A 16,406-nucleotide genomic window follows, 5' to 3' on the forward strand; every position below is an offset into this window, starting at 1 on the left:
GCAGAGCATAAAAAAGCGGTCATCATGACCGCTTTGTGATTTACGCTGTGACCGATAACAGCGATTCACCTTCAGATAAACCAAGCTTTTCTTGCACAGAGGCTAGAATCGCTTCTTTATCTTCTTCTCCCAGTTGATCAGAATATTGCGCTAACAACTCATCTAAATAACTGACAACTTCTTCAGTATCAACCTGCTCAAGTGAGTTACCACTAGGCGGAGGTGGTGGCGGACCAGGAGGACGCTCACCTTCAGGACGACCTAATTCACCGACTTCAGCGGCATCAAAGCCTGCTTCAGCCATAATTGCTTCCATTTCTTGACCCGGTTGAATACCCGCATCTTTAAATGTTTGCATAATAGATTGTGCATCTTCTGCAGTTAAGTTTTCAGGATCAAACTGAGCTAAAGTTTCATTCATTAACTCTGTCTGTTCACTGGTTAACGGCTCTGCTTGCGGTCGTTGCATGGGCTGAAAATTCGCACCCGATGAGACACTGTTGATCATCGTTGATTTTCCTTACGTTTTGGTGGTTTATGGTTGTTGAACTCGTCTTCAGTTACTTCACCATTTTGATCAGTATCCATGTCATTAAAAATGGTTTGCAGCATATCTTCTGGCATAGGCTGTTCACTAAACTCAGTAAAATCAATCACCCCATTGCCATCAATATCAATCGTCGTAAAGTCAGGTCGCTGGGGTGGACCGCCTTGATGGTCGCGAGCAAAGCAAGCGGGCGCTGTGACTAACAACGAAATAGCTAAAACAGAAAGTGCAGATAAATGCTTCATAGCGAACCTCTTATGTCATTCAATTGACCATAAGCATAATCTGAATATCATTCAAAAGTGTGTGGGCAATATGCTACAAATGTGGAAACTTTGTGGATCGTTGTAGCAATTAATCGAAGTTGTAACTTGTTACGTATTAAGAGCAAAACACTTTTTCAACTCCACGTTTATGGCAGACTCAAAAAAACAAAAAGTAAATCTTGTTTGGTTCAAACGTGACCTAAGGCTGTCTGATCATCAACCACTTGCCAGTGCGATTGCATCAGAGCTGCCTTGCTTACTCATTTATAATTTTGAGCCTCTATTACTCGACGACCCCCATTACAGCTTAAGGCACTGGCGTTTTGTTGCTCAGTCACTAAAAGACATCAACCAACAACTTGAAAAATACAACGCTGAAATCGCCATTTATAATCAAGAAATGATTACCTTGTTAGAAACCCTCAGTGAAGATTTTGATATTGCAGGGGTTTATAGTCATCAAGAAATAGGCCTAAACAATACATTTGAGCGAGATAAACAGGTCACACGCTGGCTAAACAGTAAAGCAATTCCATGGCACGAAACGCCACTTGGAGGTGTAAAACGAGCGCGGCCAAAACAGTTTGATTGGCAAGCACATTGGCATGGCGTGATGAACCAACGTCTTGTAACGCCAAATTGGCAAGCCTTTAATGCAGTGCTGCCTCATAATTACCAAGCCGCGACCTGTGTTAATGATTTTCTAAAGCACGACCCGCAGTTTCAATATGGTGGCCCTCATGCAGCTAGAGCTTGCCTACAGAGCTTTGTAGAAGAGCGTGCAAAAAACTACCAAAGTGGCATCTCAAGTCCTTCCAAAAGTAGAGGTTCATGCTCTAGGCTTTCGCCTTACTTAGCTTTTGGCAACCTGAGCCTCAGACAAGTTTATCAAACCCTAAAATACTATTTAGTAAAGCAGCCTTTAAGCTGGCGTCGCTCATTACATGCTTTCGAGTCAAGGCTTCACTGGCATTGCCATTTTATGCAAAAATTCGAAACTCAATGCAGCATGGAGTTTACACCGCAAAATGCGGGCTACAAGCACTACCCTTATCGCGATGATGAACACGTTGCTGAGCACTTAAAGCGCTTTGAACAAGGTCAAACAGGTATTCCTATTATTGATGCGTGCATGCGCTGCCTCGCAGCAACAGGTTACATTAACTTTCGAATGCGCGCTATGTTAGTCAGCTTTATGACTCATCATATGAACATTCATTGGCAATCTGTTAGTTTAATTTTATCGCGTTATTTTTTAGATTTTGAGCCGGGTATTCACTACCCACAAATCCAAATGCAAGCATCGGTCACAGGAACTAACACCATTCGTTTGTATAACCCAATAAAGCAATCTGAAGACAAAGACCCAGATGGTATATTTATAAAAACATGGTGCCCTGAGCTTAAAAACTTACCCAAAGAAGATCTCCACCAGCCATGGCAACAACCGCCAATGGAAGCCTTGTTTAATAATTTTAAACTCGGCGAAGACTACCCAGAGCCCATGGTCGATATTGAACACGCAGCCAAACAAGCACGTGAGCGGTTATGGTCATTTCGAGAACGTGATGACGTAAAACGTGGCACAAAAGCCGTACTGCATAAGCATGTGATAAGCCTTAAAAGACAACGCCATGGCTCATAAAAAGCTGAATTTACCCAGCAAAACCTGCCCCGTTTGCGACAGGCCATTTATGTGGCGTAAAAAATGGCAACGTGATTGGCAGCATGTTAAATACTGCTCAGAACGTTGCAAGCGTGAGGCAAAAAGAAATATTGGCGTTTAAGTTGCACTTATATCGTGAACTCACCGTTTTCGGCACAAAACCCTGAAAGCCTTTCACGGTCGTCGAAAAAATTTACAAAGGAGATGACGATGACAATTAAAAAATCTGCACATACGAGTTGGTCTGGTGATATTAAATCTGGTAAAGGCTATATTTCTAGTCAAAGTGGCGCGCTTGAGAAACAGCCATTTGGCTTTAACACTCGCTTTGAAGATAAGCCAGGTACTAACCCTGAAGAACTGGTTGCAACGGCACACAGTAGCTGTTTTAGCATGGCGCTATCGCTGGCACTAACTGAAGCAGGCTTTGTCGCTGACGACATAACGACCAAAGCAACAGTGAGCCTTGATGAGGTTGATGACGGCTTCGAAGTGAGCCACATTGCACTTGATGTCAGCGCAAAGATAAAAGAAATCTCACACGAAAAGTTTGAGCAACTTTGTGAGCAAACCAAGCAAGGCTGCCCTATTTCTAAACTGATGAATGCCGAAATATCACTCACCACAACGCTTAATTAATCTCTGTAGGCCAAGCACTGCTTGGCCTTTTCACAAACTAACAGACCCACAACACTTTATTACATTCTTTTTACCGCCTCGTTGTATTATCTTTATAAAGCAAAACCAAATACAACAAGGATATGTATGATTAAAAAATTAGCCCCGATCGCTCTTGCAACACTTGCTTATTCAAACTGCTCAATCGCCACAGAACAACAAGTAAGTAAACAATGGTTCAACAGTATCGACTACACGCACATAGAGAACCACAGATATAGTTTTAATGCTTACCACTTAGTAAGTCATTACTACTTTGAGGAGCAGCAGAGCTCTGGGGTACTTGATGATTATGGCTACCTAGATACAGATTCAAACATCCGAGTGAATTACTTTAATAGCGATTACACTGATTATCTTGGCTTGTTTGGTGAAGGATTTTATAAAAACTGGTTTGTTACTGGTGAAATTTACGATGTTGATGATACTGATGACTATACCTTAGGAATAGGCTACTTATTTGCCGATGCCTTAAAAGTCTCTGTAAATAGGGATGTGCGTGAATATGGTGATGATTATTTCCGCTTGAAAGCGCAGTATAACCTCCAAATCAACGATAAGGATTACCTTGGTTTTAGTGCAGAAACAGATGATGAACTCGACGTTTGGAATGTCTCTGCCAGATACTTTAATCATTTAAGCGGTAGCCATTACATTACCGTCGATGTTGGCCATCAAGACAGCCTTTATGATTCAGCAAGCAATGCCATGATCAGCTACTACTTCGGCGATCACTATGCCATAGGTGCAGGGTTGGATGATTCTGAACTCGTTTTACAAGGTAAGTACTTTATTAATGATAAATACTATTTAACCGCGAATTACACTGAAAGCGGCTCTGCTGAACTTTATAACCTTAAGTTTGTTGCCCAATTCTAAATAGGAATGAGTCACCAGTTTTAAACAAAAACGCCGCTATAAAGCGGCGTTTTCAGTTTATAGAATTACATATTACCTAGCTTCATCATCATTGCAGTATACATTTTTAAGTTCAGTGCTAACTGCTCTTCAGTAATAAACTCATGCTCTGAGTGACCTGTGTACTTTTTACCTGGCATTGATGGACCAAATGACACCGCATTATCAAACAGCTTAGCATTTGTGCCACCACCAATTGACACAAAGCCCGCGTCCTTATCGCCGGTAAAGTGCTTAAAGATATCGAGTAATGCTTCTGCATGAGGCGCACCATCTAGCAACATTGGCGTACCAATAATAACTTTAGTGTCTTTTAACGTAGCACCATTAGTGGTTTGCCAAGCACTAAGTGCTTCATTAATTTGCTGCTTAAGCACCGCTTCTTGTTTACCTACCGGACGACGCATATTAATCGACAGTTTAATGTCGTTACCGTCGCGGCTTAATAAGGTAGGCGAAACAGTCATCGGGCCCATAAAGTCATGCTTGTAACCAATTTCACCGAATTGCGCGCCGTATAAATCAAGGCCAATTAGTTGATTGATAAACTCAATGGCTTGACCATCACTATTGTTCTCAAGATCAATACCTTTAAAGATTTCTGCAAGGTGCGCAATGGCATTTTCACCCGCTTCTGGCTCAGATGAATGCGCTGAAATCCCCTTCACTTGGACTAACAAGCCATTGTCTTGCTCTGTCATCGCCACTTTGACGTTTTTAAGCTTAGCGACATTGTCGTGTAATTTAGCCACTGTCGCCGCATCAGCGTTATGCACTAACACGCTGGCATCTTCAGGGATTTGGCTAACAAAGGCGCCGCCTTTTAAATCACTGACATATAAGCCTGTTTGTGCTGAGGTCGCAGAGAAAGTCGGCGCAATTAGGCTCCAGCCTTTTTCTGCAACAACCACAGGGTATGAAGCATCAATAGTGACAGCATATTTTGGTTGCTGATAGGTTTTCATGAACTCTTCGAGTGGTGCCCAGTCAGACTCTTCTGCAAGGTAAACCATTAATTCAATACGGTTATTTAAGGTAATACCCTTGTCTTTAATCGCCTTCATTGCATGCAGTGCAGTCGCAATTGCGCCTTTATCATCTTCTGTACCACGAGCTATTAGCTTTCCTGGCTCAGAGGTTTTATCCATTTTAAAAGGACTTTGCTGCCATTTACTGGCATCTGCAGGTTGCACATCACCATGGGTTACTATGGTTACTTTGTCAGCTTGGTTACCCATGCCAATTAACACTGTGTAGCCTAAATCTTGATAATCAAAACCAAACTGCGCCGCTTTCATTTTTAAGAACGACTTAAAGCCAATGAAATCTGGGTTATCTGGAGTCGCTAGACCTTCTTTATTTACCGTTGGATACGAAACTAAATTCTCTAAGGTATGAATTTGCGCTTGTTGATATTGCTCTACCGCGTAGTTAGCCAGCTTTTCACTTTGCTCAGACACAGCAGCCTGACTAGAGAAAGCACTTAATAAAAATGCAGCAAGTAATGAATGTTTCAAGATAAGCTCCAGAGTTTAAGAAGGTTTTTAGAAAGTCGCCTTGATTGTAACGCTTATAACGCCGACATAACATCTCTAATTCAAGCAAAATAGATCGCTTAAAAATACCAACAAGGTACAATAGCCACTCACCCTATTAATTCGTTTGTTAGACTCATGAACCGCAGAAAAAAGATCTTCACTAAACTTAAGCAAAAAGATAAGCGTGCCAATGCAAAATTGCATAAAAGCAATAAACCGGCCTACATTTCAAAGGCAGAACGCGAAAAATTAGCACAGCAAGAAGCTGAGCAGGAAAGTTAAAAGACCTAGCGGTCAGCGGTAAGGTTGTAGGCGTCAAGCTTGCTTGGCGCGTCTCAAACGCCACCACAAAACAAACACCCTCGCGCGAAATAAATTTCACGCCTACAACACCTCAATTCACATTTGTATCAGACACGTGATCTGACTCGCTAACTTTACTCTCGTAGCTAGATACTCTGTTTTTGCGCGTAGAAATTTCACGTCTAGCAACTCAACTCTTTTCACACTCATTCACAAATTCTGCTTCACATAGTTCCGATTTTTAAGTATTTTAAATTAATAAAATAACAACAATAAGATACAAGGGAATGAGACGTTTATTGCTGCTTAGCTGTGCGCTTTTGTTAAGTGCATGCTCATCTAAAGTTACAAACATAAAAGAAGACCGAGACACACTATCTAAAGCCGATGAAGGCTACCTACTGATTGGCATTGAAACTAACCGCAGTTTAAAAGCCATTTATATTGATGGCCCAAAGTCGCTTGTTCTTACGGCTAAGGATATTCGAAGTGGTAGCAATTATATTTTAGCGAATCTACCACTGGGTGATTACACCATCACACGCTTAAACTTAAATCGATATTCCTATCTTGAATTTGATAACGATGAAGAAAGTTGGCAATTCACTCTTTCTGCTAAAAAAATCAACTATGTAGGTCATTTAGATATTTCCACGATAGGTTTTTGGTATACCCGCTCTCACATTGTTTTAGAAAACAGAAGCTCTGAAGCACTGCAATACATGGAACAAAACTTCCCAACGATTTTGTCGGGTCGCTCGCTAAATTATGGCGGCCCCGGCGAAGACTCATTCTTTGATTATTTGGAACAAACATTTTCGCAGCAGGAAGCAAAATAATGAAAAAGCTACTTATCTTATTATTTTTTATCTTTCCCTTGCATGCTGAAATATTATCGAGTGAAGATTTAATGTATTCACCCGATCAAAGCCAAGTTATGGTCTCTCCCAGTGGCCGTTGGATCAGCTTTTTAGAAGCGCAAGAAGACAAAACCAAAACCCTCAACATCATCGATATGAAAACGATGAAAATGTACTATGCCGTTAAACTCAATGAAAAAGATAATTTTTATAATTATGAATGGCTGAGTAACGACAATATTTTCGTTCGTGTAAATAGCAAGTATGACTCAGACTATAACGCAGTAATTAATGTCACAGAAAGTGAAGAAAAGCCAAAGTTCGAACAGCATAAAGTAACAACCAAGGGATACATAGTTGATAGGTTATTAAACGATGCTGAACACATTTTATTCGCCAAACCAGGTAAAAAGAATACGCATCTTTATAAGGTTCCGCTCACTATCTTGTATAAAGATAACATAAGCTCCTTCTCCCCCATTGAGAAAGGCTTAAAAGGTGCTAGCAGCTATTTTTTTGATGAGCATAAACAGCTATTATTTACTGTTAAATTTGATATTGATAAAAAAAGCTTACAGTTTTTCTACAAGGTTATCGGGAGTGATAAGTGGATACCACTTTTTACACTCACAGACGCAGATTATCAGTTTTTACCAATTGGATTTACTGACCAAGATCACCTTGCCGTCATTACCAACAAAAATACCGATAAGAGTCAGGTGAGCCTTTTTAATATCAACACACAAGAAATCACCGACACACTCTACCAGCACCCCAAATATGACATTCAGTCGGCAGAACTTGATGATAATGGCAAACTTATCGCCGCCTCGTATATCAAGCATGGTAAATATACGACTGACTATTTTGTGGATACGTATAAACAGTTGCATAGCAAAGTTGCTGAAGCATTAGGGGATGAGCAATTCTTCTGGGTAAATAGCTCATTAGATGGAAAAAACCATATTCTTTACAACCATTCCTCAACGATTCCTGGTAAATACTTCTTATATAACGCCGAAGCTAACCACATTGAATTATTATTCTCTACCGATAAAAATGAAGACGTTAAGTACGCTAAAACAACGTTTTTTAACTTTAAAGCCTACGATGGAACTAACCTTGAAGGTTACTTAACCAAACCTATTAACAACGATAAGCAGGTATTATTAGTGATGCCACACGGTGGCCCGATTGGTATTCGTGAAAGTGATGAATTTAGCCCTGAGGTGCAATACCTTGCTTCCCGTGGCTTTTCTATCTTACGTGTTAATTTCAGAGGCTCAGCAGGGTTTGGTAAAGAGTTTTTAGAAAGCGGTGTTGGTCAATTTGGTAACCTTATCGAACAAGACATTTCTGCCGCAGTGGCACATATTCGTTCACAATATAGCTTTAAACATACCTGCTCTATTGGCGCAAGCTATGGTGGTTATTCTGCGGTGATGCTGGCAATTAAACACCCTGATATTTATGAATGCGTGATTGCAAGTTTTGGTATTTATGACTTACCTCTACTTTATAACGCAAGTAATATCGTTTTAACTAAAGATTATCAAGAGCTTATTGAGCGTACTGTTGGTGAATATAAACAAGATTTAAAAGATATTTCCCCCGTCTATCAGGCTACATCTTTAAAAGCCCCTGTTCTAATTATTGCTGGCAAACAAGATGAAATATCGGGCTTTGAGCAAAGTAATCGCTTTTACTATATTTTAAAGCGTTTAGGTCATGATGTTGAAAAAGCGTTTTTTGAACGCTCTGGGCATGGTCATCAGATTTGGTATTACGATCAAGTAGAAGCAGCTTTAGCTAACGACTTTCTTGAAAGAAAACTTAACCTAAACAGTATATTAACTAATTATACTGAATCTGAAAAGAAAGCGGTTCAACGTGATGCCATTTTGTTAGCAGATACATTTGACAGTAAAACAATAGAAACTGATCGTACAAAAGAAAGCTTCGACTACTACCAATTAGCTGCCAACTTAGATCATGATCGAGCCATGTTTAATGTCGGTAGTTATTATCATCGTGGCGATAATAGGCCTATCGATATTAAAAAAGCTATTGAGTATTACAGCCGCTCGGCGGAATTAGGCTATGAGAATGCAAAAGAAAGACTAAGTTTTATCTATTCCTACAGTTTACTTGTGGAGCCTGACTTCAAAAAAGCTCAAAAGTACTCTCAAGAACTTTATGATAAAGAGCAAACTGCTAAAAACACATTTAACTTAGCAGTAGTCAATTGCATTGCTGATATTAAATTTAGAAATACAGAAAAGTGTTTAAGCTTAATAGAAGAGTATGCTGAAAAATTTGGCAATAACTCAAACGGAGAAGTTAGAGAGCAAATAGCCCTGCTAATGCTGGAAGGTCAATACTCGACTCAAGAGCGAGAAAGGCTTCAAAAAGTAATTAAAAAACTGTACGGACTTGATTATCCAAATGCGATTTTAGAGTTAGAGCGGGCTGGATTATTTAAACTAGTTTTATCTGAAAAATTTAATGGCCGTTCTAGTGTCGAGCAACTCAATGAAGATACGGAATTTTCATATACACTGAACGAAAAACAGCGCTTTGGAATCGAGTTTTCAATGAACCGAGAGGGTATTGATAATCGTAAGGATCGCTTGGTTATATTTACCAAATGGCACTTCAAACCAAGCTCTCCTGAAGAAAATGAAAATGTTTATTACCAAACTTTATGGGGCAGCCCTCTTGATGAATGGTTTACCTACCGCACTTTAGATGAAACATCGACGCCAGGTACGTGGACATTAAATGTGATGGGCGCAAACCAACAGTTGCTCTTTCAAAACACCTTTAAAGTGACAGCTATCAACTAAACTCAAAATGCGCAATTTCAATCAGGTAACGACTTAGGGACCATGGCAAACTGGCCCTACTTCTGAAAAGCATTAACGAGTAACCATGAAAACGAAGCAACAACAACGCATTGAGCTGGTCTGTGATTACATTAACCAGCATCTTGATGAACCTTTATCACTGGAGACACTCAGTGAGGTAGCATGTTGTTCGAAATATCATTTTCATCGTTTATTTGTCGCTGGAGTTGGCCTAAGCGTTACCAAATATGCGCAGCTTGCGCGCTTAAAGCGTGCCTCATTTCGACTTGCATTTGAACATCAACTTAAAATTATTGATGTTGCATTAGAAGCGCAATTTGATAGCCCAGAAGCATTTAGTCGTGCTTTTAAACGCACCTTTACACAGTCGCCAAGCGAATTCAGAAGCAAACCAAACTGGCCTAATTGGCACTCACAGTTTGAATTTTCATTACCTGACAAAAAGGTTTGCCCTATGAATGTAAACATTGTTGATTTTAAAGCACAGCCGGTGGCTTTATTAACCCACCAAGGCGCTGCTAATACCCTGATGAATACCGCTGCACAATTTATTGAGTGGCGCAAAGAATCAAGCTTTTCACCTGTTAAAACCAGTAACACGTATGGGATCCCGTATAGCGATCCGGCCACCACTGAAGACCATGCGTTTCGTTTTGACTTCGCAGGCAGTATCACCTCACCGATTACTGAAAACCCGCAAGGTGTGCGAAATGGTGAAATTCCAGCAGGACGCTGCGCCGTTGTTCGTCATAATGGCTCTCATGACACCATTAGCGATACAGTTTACTACTTATACCGTGAATGGCTGGTGCAAAGCGGCGAAGAAGTCAGAGACTTCCCTTGCTTCTTTCATTACCTCAACCTCATCCATGAAGTTGATGAATGTGATCTGCAAACGGATATATATTTGCCGATAAAATGATTGCGAGATGCGAGATGCGAGATGCGAGATGCGAGATGCGAGATGCGAGATGCGAGATGCGAGATATTGTAGGCGCGATTTTACATCGCGCAATATAAAAAGATAACGCGCAAAATAAATTTCACGCCTACATCAAAAAACGTGGGAGCGGCTTTAGCCATGAATAAAATAAAGCTGTTCGGCGTTAAAACGCCTCCTACACCGTTGGCGTCACGCTTGCTTGGCGCGTCTCAACCGCCACACAAAACAAGCACCCTCGCGCGAAATAAATTTCACGCCTACGACAGCTTATTTCACATTTGTATCAAGCAGGTGACCTGACTCGCTAACTTTACTCTCGTAACTAGAAACTCTGGTTTTTAATCTGAAAGCTGACGGCTGATAGCTGACAGCTCGTCATTATTTTGTGAAGATATTTTCGGCACTAAAGTCCCCCCTACGAGCTAGGCATTTGGTAAAGGCCTGTAAGCAACAGCGTTCAGCTTCAAACTGACAGCTGAAAGCTGATAGCTTTCTCTAAAACTGATAACTCACACTGGCATTATACGAACGGCCTTGTCCGGCAAGTTGCTCAAAGCCATTGCTCATATCTTGCTTGTAATTAGCAATGCTTACACCGCCAAGTGGCTGTTGGTAATATTCATCAAGTAAGTTGGTAATTGCTAACTTAAAGGTTAAATTTTGCCACGTTTTCTGGCTTGAGATAGCCAGTAACTGATAACTGTCGGTTTGGTTTTCTAAACGGCGCTCATCAACATGAGTTTTACTATCAACCCATTGCCAGCTCAGTGCGTTTTGCCAGCCTTTGTATTCGTGCTCTAGGCTCAGCTCAGTGTGCAGTGGCATAATTTGATATAAGTCTTCATTGCTATCATCACGCTCACCATGAGTACTGGTTAGTGAGCCTTTTAACTGCCATTTTCCTGCTTGCTTTGAGTTGTAAAGCTCTACCAAGCCCGCCAGTTTTGCACCGTAAAGAGTGGCATCTAGGTTCGTAAAAGTAAGAATATTACGCTTGGTATGCGCCATGTCGGTGCGATTAAAGCTCTTAGTCACTTCAGCATCAATATAATCATTTACTTGCGTGTACCAAACATTTGCCGTTACTTGCCAGCTATCGTCTTTGGCAAGTTTGGTGTAGCTAGAGCTTAATGTGTGAGCTGTTTCGGCTTCTAAATCTGGGTTACCAATATAACCATTACCATCACCAAACCAACCAATCATGGTGGTTGCCATCGTACCTACACCCCAGCTGTAACGCTCATATAAATTAGGTGCGCGGTTTTTACGAGCTAAACCAAATTGCAGCTCATCGTTATTCGATAATTGATAGCGAGCAAGCAAGCTGATATCAACTAAAGTGTCGTCACGTTTACGGTCTAATTGGTTAAATTCCATCGCAGCTTGGGCGTCGGTTTTTGACATATCCATCATTGAGCCCATATTAGCCATGCCGCTCATGCCACCTTCGTTATAAGCCTGCACTTCGCCAGTATCTGTGGTGACTTGCTCAACTCGAACACCTGCCGACACCCACCATGCTTGGTTTACTTGGTTTTGGTACTCCGCAAATGCCGCAAGGCGGTCACGTTTGCCATCGTTAATGTTTACGTATTCATTTGGGCCCATCATCATTGACCCTGTAACCGCTGGCCACCAATCATCAATTCGATAACCGTAATATTCTTGCCCTAGCATTAGTGATGACTGTTTTGATAAGTCAGTGCGCCAATGAACTTGGTAACTGTAATCTTGTGCATCGGTATTCATTGGCATCATGCCGGTTTTCTCATTACTGAAAAAACCCATTTCGTGTTTTACATCATGCGCATTCACTTGCACCTGCAAATCACCATTTTCAAGCTCACGTTGATACTGAACAACGAAACCATAACTGGTGTTATCGGTCATATCCATGTATTGATTTGCAAAGCCTTGGTAAGGAATTTTTTGATGCGTCAGCTTAACCACAAGCTGTTGTTTCTCATTACGAATAGCGCCTGTTAAGGCATGATTTTGTACTCGATATAAGGTATCAAGTACACGCTCACCATGCCCATCATCATAGCTGTTAGCATCTTCAAAGCTGCCTTGGTAAGACAAGCTAAACTGTTTGCTCGCAAGGCTGGCACCTAGCGCGTATGCTTGGCTATCGTTAACGCTTTTGTACTGGGCGGTAACATAGCCTGCGCGCCATTTCACTGAGTCTGAATCACTAAATCCAGGGGCAATCGTATTTACCCTAATAACACCGGCAATATTATCCCCGCCACTGCTTACCGGTGATACACCAGCAACGACACTGTAAGAGGCAATTTGGTTTGCCGACACATAAGAGAGTGGCGGGTTCATTTGGTTAGCACACGCTGCTGTAACATCAGCACCATCAACTAAAACTTTAACTCTATCGCCCATCATGCCGTTCATTACTGGCAAGTTAGACACCCCTCCGGCCGCAGAAAAATCAACACCTAAATCTTTCAGTAACGCGTCTGCAGAGCCAACTAATTGATGGTTATTTTGGGCATGACCTTGTACTTCTATCACTTCAATAGAATCATCAGCAAAGGCAGAAATACTTAAAACACAGCTAAGTGCTGCAGCAATTTTGGAAAATAAAAAACCAGGGCGAGAAGATTGCGTGTTCATAACTCTTTTAAAATCAAAGCAAATAATTAATGACGCCGATTATAAAACTCATTAATTAGTCTGAACACGTGACATATTGTCGCACCCTGTCACAGGTAAATAACTTAGCGCAACACCACTAAAGGAATACGGCTATCTTCAAGCATTTTTAAGGTCGTGCTGCCTAAAAAGAACTGCCGCCATTTAGAGTGACCAAATGCGCCCATCACCATTAAGTCAACGGCGTGGTCACTTTTATATCGCCACAGCGCTTGGTAAACATCGCCATCGAGCATACGCGCTCTCACATTAAAGCCGTTTTCAGCCAACCTTGCTGAGGCAGTATCGAGTTTGTCTTGGCTGTGACCGTCTTGTTTATCAACCATCACCAAGTGGCAATCTAAGCCGGATAAAATACCGCCTTTGATAATTTGTGTAATCGCTTTGTCGGTACTTTCGCTGCCATCATAAGCCAGCATAAAATTTGTAGGCTCATGAAATTGCGGCGGCACAATCGCAACCGGGGTATGCACCTGACGGATCAGCGTTTCAATATGCGAGCCCAGTACTTTAAAATCATCGTAGTGGCCCTTGCCAGAGCGGCCAATTATCATCACGCGGGCATTGTCTTCATGTTCAAGTAAGGCATCAACAAGACTCATTGAAAGCTGCTGTTGCTCAATCTCGGTTAAGCCTGCATGCTCGGCTTTTTTCATTGCTTCATCTAGCAATAATTGACCGTGCTGCGACGCTACTTTGTTGCGTTCTTGTTCAAGTTTTGCCAATTGCTCTAACAATGAGGTTTGCGAACCTAAACCAATAATTGCGGTTAAATCATCACTGCCCTGCGGCAAAGGTGGCTCTAATGCATGCAGAAAATTAATTGGATGGCTGGAGCGCTTAGAAATCCAAATAGCCGCTTCTGTCACCGCATCGGTCATGCATGAACCGTCGATACAAGCAAATATCTTTTTCATTACACTCTCCTTCAAACCAATTTAATTAACCAAGTATAGTTGGCTTTTTCTCTGTATTTATTTTGAACAGCAAAGACTTAAGAAGTTCAGGTTATTTTCTTATAGCAAACTAATATAGAACGTTCCAAAAAGTACTGTATCAACTCCATTAATTTGTATTACAATAGCTCTGGGCACACATCTCTACTCCAGAACAAAGTATTTGTTACTGGCACTTTCAATTATCAAAAATCTATTTTGTTTTTAAATTTATTTTAAAGGAATTACATGACTAACGTAGCCAACTCCCAAGGCAACGCAAGCACGTTTACCATTCTGATAGTATTGGCTTTAGGCACATTCATTTTAGGCCTATCAGAATTTTCTATGATGCCAATGTTGCCCCTGATCAGCGAAACATTTTCGTCTACGCCAGCGCAAAGTGGTTATGCCATTAGTGCTTACGCGATAGGCGTCGTCGTCGGTGCACCGCTATTTATGATCACAACCGCCAACATGCGTAAGCGCAATGCACTGTTGATGTTTGTCAGTATGATGTTTTTATTCAATGGCTTAAGTGCTTTTGCAAACTCGCTTGAGCAACTTATTTTATTTCGCTTTTTAAGTGGTTTACCACACGGTGCCTACTTCGCCGCTGCTATTTTATTGGCAGCCGACATTGCCCCTGCCGATAAACGCGCAAGCTTTATGTCAAAGGTATTTATGGGTTTAACCATTGCCACTATCGTTGGTGTGCCCATGGTCACCTTAGTGGGGCAAAACTTTAGCTGGCGTTATTGTTTGGCAGGCACCGCTGTACTTGCGTTAGTTGCCTTGGTATTGATTGTGAAATACGTACCTAACGTAAAAAATACCGCGCCAACATCGATTCTCGATGAGTTAAGTGTATTAAAGAACAAGCTCGTATGGACCATTCTAGGTATCATCATTATTGGTTTTGGTGGTGTATTTTGTGTTTACACTTACATTGCCGACACTATTTTAGAAGTCACCCATACCCCTGCTTACACTATCTCTATTGCTATGATCATGTTTGGTATTGGTTGTACTTTAGGTAACTACCTATTAGGTAAAGCCGCCGACCACTCACCGCTGAAAACCACAGGCGCAGCGCTAATTGGTGCTGTAGTATTTGCAGCCAGTTATGTAAGCGCAAGCCATAATATTTGGCTGTTATACGCGGTGATTTTCTTTATTGGTTTTAGTGTTGGTTTAGGTACCGTGATCCAATCGTTATTAATGGATGTATCACCACAAGGGCATGCCATGATTGGTGCGCTAGTACAGTGTGCGTTTAATACTGCCAATGCCATAGGCCCTTGGCTTGGCGGCATGGCTATTGCTGGGGGCGCACTCCCTAGTCAAACAGGCTATGTTTCGGCGGCATTATTCTTAGGTGGCTTTTTAATGTGGTCGTTAAGTGCGATGCAGATGAAAAAACAAAGCTGTAAGCCTTAAGCTGTCAGCTGTAAGCCTTAAGCTGTCAGCTGTAAGTCTGATCGCTGAAGGCTGAAAGCTGAAGGCTATCAGACTTACTCATCCTGAAATATCTCTTCGATACTCAGGTTGAATAAACGCGCGGCTTTAAATGCTAATGGCAAACTTGGGTCAAATTTACCTTTTTCAATCGCATTAATGGTTTGCCTAGACACATCCAAAAGCTCTGCGAGTTTCGCTTGGGTGTAGTTGTGCTCAGCACGAAGCACTTTCAAGCGGTTTTTCATTCTTCGCCCTCGTCGTTTAACTGCTTATTCATCATTAAAAGACTCACCAAATAGGTTAAGCCCATAAAGAGCACGAGGTGCGATATATCTTCTTTAAAGCTTATTAAACCACTTGATTGCACCACCGAGTAAGCTAAACCAAATACCAAGCTTGCACCCAAGGTAATGGCCATTGCATTAAGGTGCATACGCTGCTGCAGCTCATCCATTCCTTGTAGTTGTCGTTTGTTCGATAAAATCATCATGATGCCAACTACTACATTGATTAAGATTGCCACAACACTAAAAATAGCCTGCTCTTGCCATAAAAAATGCGGCCCAAATGAGGCAATTGCTAATGTAATCACCCATGCTGATGTCCATTTAGCGAGGTTTAGCGTGTTCTGCTTATTACGTTGTTTAAAGGTTAATCCTGTTTGATTCATTATTCTCACCTTAAAAGTAAAGTAAACTTGACTAAAGATTAACCTAGTAACACAAAAAGTCAAACAAACTTTACAAAAAGTTTTATA

Annotated in this window: 16 protein-coding genes; 9 read left to right on the forward strand and 7 right to left on the reverse strand. The window is 41.3% G+C overall.

Annotated features, from left to right (window positions below):
* Window positions 1-40: 40 nt before the first annotated feature.
* Window positions 41-508 carry a hypothetical protein gene (locus IMPJCBKJ_RS05195; protein WP_166339087.1) on the reverse strand — a complete coding sequence of 156 codons (468 nt, stop codon included), beginning with the start codon at window positions 506-508 and terminating at the stop codon, window positions 41-43.
* A complete protein-coding gene (locus IMPJCBKJ_RS05200) occupies window positions 505-792 on the reverse strand; it encodes an EF-hand domain-containing protein (RefSeq protein WP_054551812.1) in 288 nt (95 codons plus the stop codon). The genes IMPJCBKJ_RS05195 and IMPJCBKJ_RS05200 overlap by 4 nt, the downstream gene beginning before the upstream one ends.
* Before the next feature lie 169 nt (window positions 793-961).
* Here IMPJCBKJ_RS05200 and IMPJCBKJ_RS05205 point away from each other — a divergent pair, with 169 nt between their 5' ends.
* From IMPJCBKJ_RS05205 to IMPJCBKJ_RS05220, 4 genes are all read left to right on the forward strand, one after another.
* Window positions 962-2,458 (forward strand): deoxyribodipyrimidine photo-lyase, encoded by a 1,497-nt coding sequence (locus IMPJCBKJ_RS05205; protein WP_166339089.1) that lies wholly within the window; start codon window positions 962-964, stop codon window positions 2,456-2,458.
* Window positions 2,448-2,600 carry a DUF2256 domain-containing protein gene (locus IMPJCBKJ_RS05210; protein ID WP_082389187.1) on the forward strand — a complete coding sequence of 51 codons (153 nt, stop codon included), beginning with the start codon at window positions 2,448-2,450 and terminating at the stop codon, window positions 2,598-2,600. Before IMPJCBKJ_RS05205 ends, IMPJCBKJ_RS05210 begins: the two co-directional genes overlap by 11 nt.
* 89 nt (window positions 2,601-2,689) lie before the next feature.
* Window positions 2,690-3,118 (forward strand): OsmC family protein, encoded by a 429-nt coding sequence (locus IMPJCBKJ_RS05215; RefSeq protein WP_166339091.1) that lies wholly within the window; start codon window positions 2,690-2,692, stop codon window positions 3,116-3,118.
* A gap of 126 nt (window positions 3,119-3,244) precedes the next feature.
* Window positions 3,245-4,036, forward strand: a complete 792-nt coding sequence (locus IMPJCBKJ_RS05220) for a putative porin (RefSeq protein WP_166339093.1) — start codon at window positions 3,245-3,247, stop codon at window positions 4,034-4,036.
* Window positions 4,037-4,101: 65 nt separating this feature from the next.
* Here the strand turns inward: IMPJCBKJ_RS05220 and IMPJCBKJ_RS05225 are convergent, their stop codons facing one another.
* A complete protein-coding gene (locus IMPJCBKJ_RS05225; protein ID WP_166339095.1) occupies window positions 4,102-5,592 on the reverse strand; it encodes a dipeptidase in 1,491 nt (496 codons plus the stop codon).
* Between the two features lie 156 nt (window positions 5,593-5,748).
* Here IMPJCBKJ_RS05225 and IMPJCBKJ_RS05230 point away from each other — a divergent pair, with 156 nt between their 5' ends.
* From IMPJCBKJ_RS05230 to IMPJCBKJ_RS05245, 4 genes are all read left to right on the forward strand, one after another.
* The gene (locus IMPJCBKJ_RS05230) at window positions 5,749-5,895 is read left to right on the forward strand and encodes a DUF2986 domain-containing protein (RefSeq protein ID WP_064971746.1); all 147 of its coding nucleotides are present in this window, start codon (window positions 5,749-5,751) and stop codon (window positions 5,893-5,895) included.
* Window positions 5,896-6,203: 308 nt separating this feature from the next.
* The gene (locus tag IMPJCBKJ_RS05235) at window positions 6,204-6,755 is read left to right on the forward strand and encodes a hypothetical protein (RefSeq protein WP_130166958.1); all 552 of its coding nucleotides are present in this window, start codon (window positions 6,204-6,206) and stop codon (window positions 6,753-6,755) included.
* Window positions 6,755-9,622 carry a prolyl oligopeptidase family serine peptidase gene (locus IMPJCBKJ_RS05240; RefSeq protein ID WP_166339097.1) on the forward strand — a complete coding sequence of 956 codons (2,868 nt, stop codon included), beginning with the start codon at window positions 6,755-6,757 and terminating at the stop codon, window positions 9,620-9,622. The genes IMPJCBKJ_RS05235 and IMPJCBKJ_RS05240 overlap by 1 nt, the downstream gene beginning before the upstream one ends.
* Window positions 9,623-9,707: 85 nt before the next feature.
* On the forward strand, window positions 9,708-10,565 hold the full coding sequence (locus IMPJCBKJ_RS05245; RefSeq protein WP_166339099.1) for an AraC family transcriptional regulator: 858 nt from the start codon (window positions 9,708-9,710) through the stop codon (window positions 10,563-10,565).
* A gap of 516 nt (window positions 10,566-11,081) precedes the next feature.
* Here IMPJCBKJ_RS05245 and IMPJCBKJ_RS05250 read toward each other — a convergent pair.
* Both IMPJCBKJ_RS05250 and IMPJCBKJ_RS05255 read right to left on the reverse strand, forming a co-directional pair.
* Window positions 11,082-13,214, reverse strand: coding sequence for a TonB-dependent receptor (locus IMPJCBKJ_RS05250; protein ID WP_166339101.1), 2,133 nt, complete (start codon window positions 13,212-13,214; stop codon window positions 11,082-11,084).
* A 104-nt stretch (window positions 13,215-13,318) separates the two neighbouring features.
* Window positions 13,319-14,170, reverse strand: coding sequence for a universal stress protein (locus IMPJCBKJ_RS05255; RefSeq protein ID WP_166339103.1), 852 nt, complete (start codon window positions 14,168-14,170; stop codon window positions 13,319-13,321).
* 267 nt (window positions 14,171-14,437) lie between these two features.
* Here IMPJCBKJ_RS05255 and IMPJCBKJ_RS05260 point away from each other — a divergent pair, with 267 nt between their 5' ends.
* A complete protein-coding gene (locus IMPJCBKJ_RS05260; RefSeq protein ID WP_166339104.1) occupies window positions 14,438-15,628 on the forward strand; it encodes an MFS transporter in 1,191 nt (396 codons plus the stop codon).
* A 74-nt stretch (window positions 15,629-15,702) separates the two neighbouring features.
* Here the strand turns inward: IMPJCBKJ_RS05260 and IMPJCBKJ_RS05265 are convergent, their stop codons facing one another.
* Both IMPJCBKJ_RS05265 and IMPJCBKJ_RS05270 read right to left on the reverse strand, forming a co-directional pair.
* Window positions 15,703-15,894, reverse strand: coding sequence for a helix-turn-helix transcriptional regulator (locus IMPJCBKJ_RS05265; RefSeq protein WP_054551820.1), 192 nt, complete (start codon window positions 15,892-15,894; stop codon window positions 15,703-15,705).
* Window positions 15,891-16,319 (reverse strand): hypothetical protein, encoded by a 429-nt coding sequence (locus IMPJCBKJ_RS05270; protein ID WP_054551821.1) that lies wholly within the window; start codon window positions 16,317-16,319, stop codon window positions 15,891-15,893. The genes IMPJCBKJ_RS05265 and IMPJCBKJ_RS05270 overlap by 4 nt, the downstream gene beginning before the upstream one ends.
* Window positions 16,320-16,406: the final 87 nt, after the last annotated feature.

The sequence above is a fragment of the Pseudoalteromonas sp. MB47 genome, from assembly GCF_011319765.1.
Taxonomy (GTDB): domain Bacteria; phylum Pseudomonadota; class Gammaproteobacteria; order Enterobacterales; family Alteromonadaceae; genus Pseudoalteromonas; species Pseudoalteromonas simplex.

Excerpts from the sequence above, each read along its gene's own strand:
- IMPJCBKJ_RS05195 (WP_166339087.1), bottom strand. The coding sequence starts at position 508 with ATGATCAACAGTGTCTCATCGGGTGCGAATTTTCAGCCCATGCAACGA.
- IMPJCBKJ_RS05200 (WP_054551812.1), bottom strand. The coding sequence starts at position 792 with ATGAAGCATTTATCTGCACTTTCTGTTTTAGCTATTTCGTTGTTAGTC.
- IMPJCBKJ_RS05205 (WP_166339089.1), top strand. The coding sequence starts at position 962 with ATGGCAGACTCAAAAAAACAAAAAGTAAATCTTGTTTGGTTCAAACGT.
- IMPJCBKJ_RS05210 (WP_082389187.1), top strand. The coding sequence starts at position 2,448 with ATGGCTCATAAAAAGCTGAATTTACCCAGCAAAACCTGCCCCGTTTGC.
- IMPJCBKJ_RS05215 (WP_166339091.1), top strand. The coding sequence starts at position 2,690 with ATGACAATTAAAAAATCTGCACATACGAGTTGGTCTGGTGATATTAAA.
- IMPJCBKJ_RS05220 (WP_166339093.1), top strand. The coding sequence starts at position 3,245 with ATGATTAAAAAATTAGCCCCGATCGCTCTTGCAACACTTGCTTATTCA.
- IMPJCBKJ_RS05230 (WP_064971746.1), top strand. The coding sequence starts at position 5,749 with ATGAACCGCAGAAAAAAGATCTTCACTAAACTTAAGCAAAAAGATAAG.
- IMPJCBKJ_RS05235 (WP_130166958.1), top strand. The coding sequence starts at position 6,204 with ATGAGACGTTTATTGCTGCTTAGCTGTGCGCTTTTGTTAAGTGCATGC.
- IMPJCBKJ_RS05240 (WP_166339097.1), top strand. The coding sequence starts at position 6,755 with ATGAAAAAGCTACTTATCTTATTATTTTTTATCTTTCCCTTGCATGCT.
- IMPJCBKJ_RS05245 (WP_166339099.1), top strand. The coding sequence starts at position 9,708 with ATGAAAACGAAGCAACAACAACGCATTGAGCTGGTCTGTGATTACATT.
- IMPJCBKJ_RS05250 (WP_166339101.1), bottom strand. The coding sequence starts at position 13,214 with ATGAACACGCAATCTTCTCGCCCTGGTTTTTTATTTTCCAAAATTGCT.
- IMPJCBKJ_RS05255 (WP_166339103.1), bottom strand. The coding sequence starts at position 14,170 with ATGAAAAAGATATTTGCTTGTATCGACGGTTCATGCATGACCGATGCG.
- IMPJCBKJ_RS05260 (WP_166339104.1), top strand. The coding sequence starts at position 14,438 with ATGACTAACGTAGCCAACTCCCAAGGCAACGCAAGCACGTTTACCATT.
- IMPJCBKJ_RS05265 (WP_054551820.1), bottom strand. The coding sequence starts at position 15,894 with ATGAAAAACCGCTTGAAAGTGCTTCGTGCTGAGCACAACTACACCCAA.
- IMPJCBKJ_RS05270 (WP_054551821.1), bottom strand. The coding sequence starts at position 16,319 with ATGAATCAAACAGGATTAACCTTTAAACAACGTAATAAGCAGAACACG.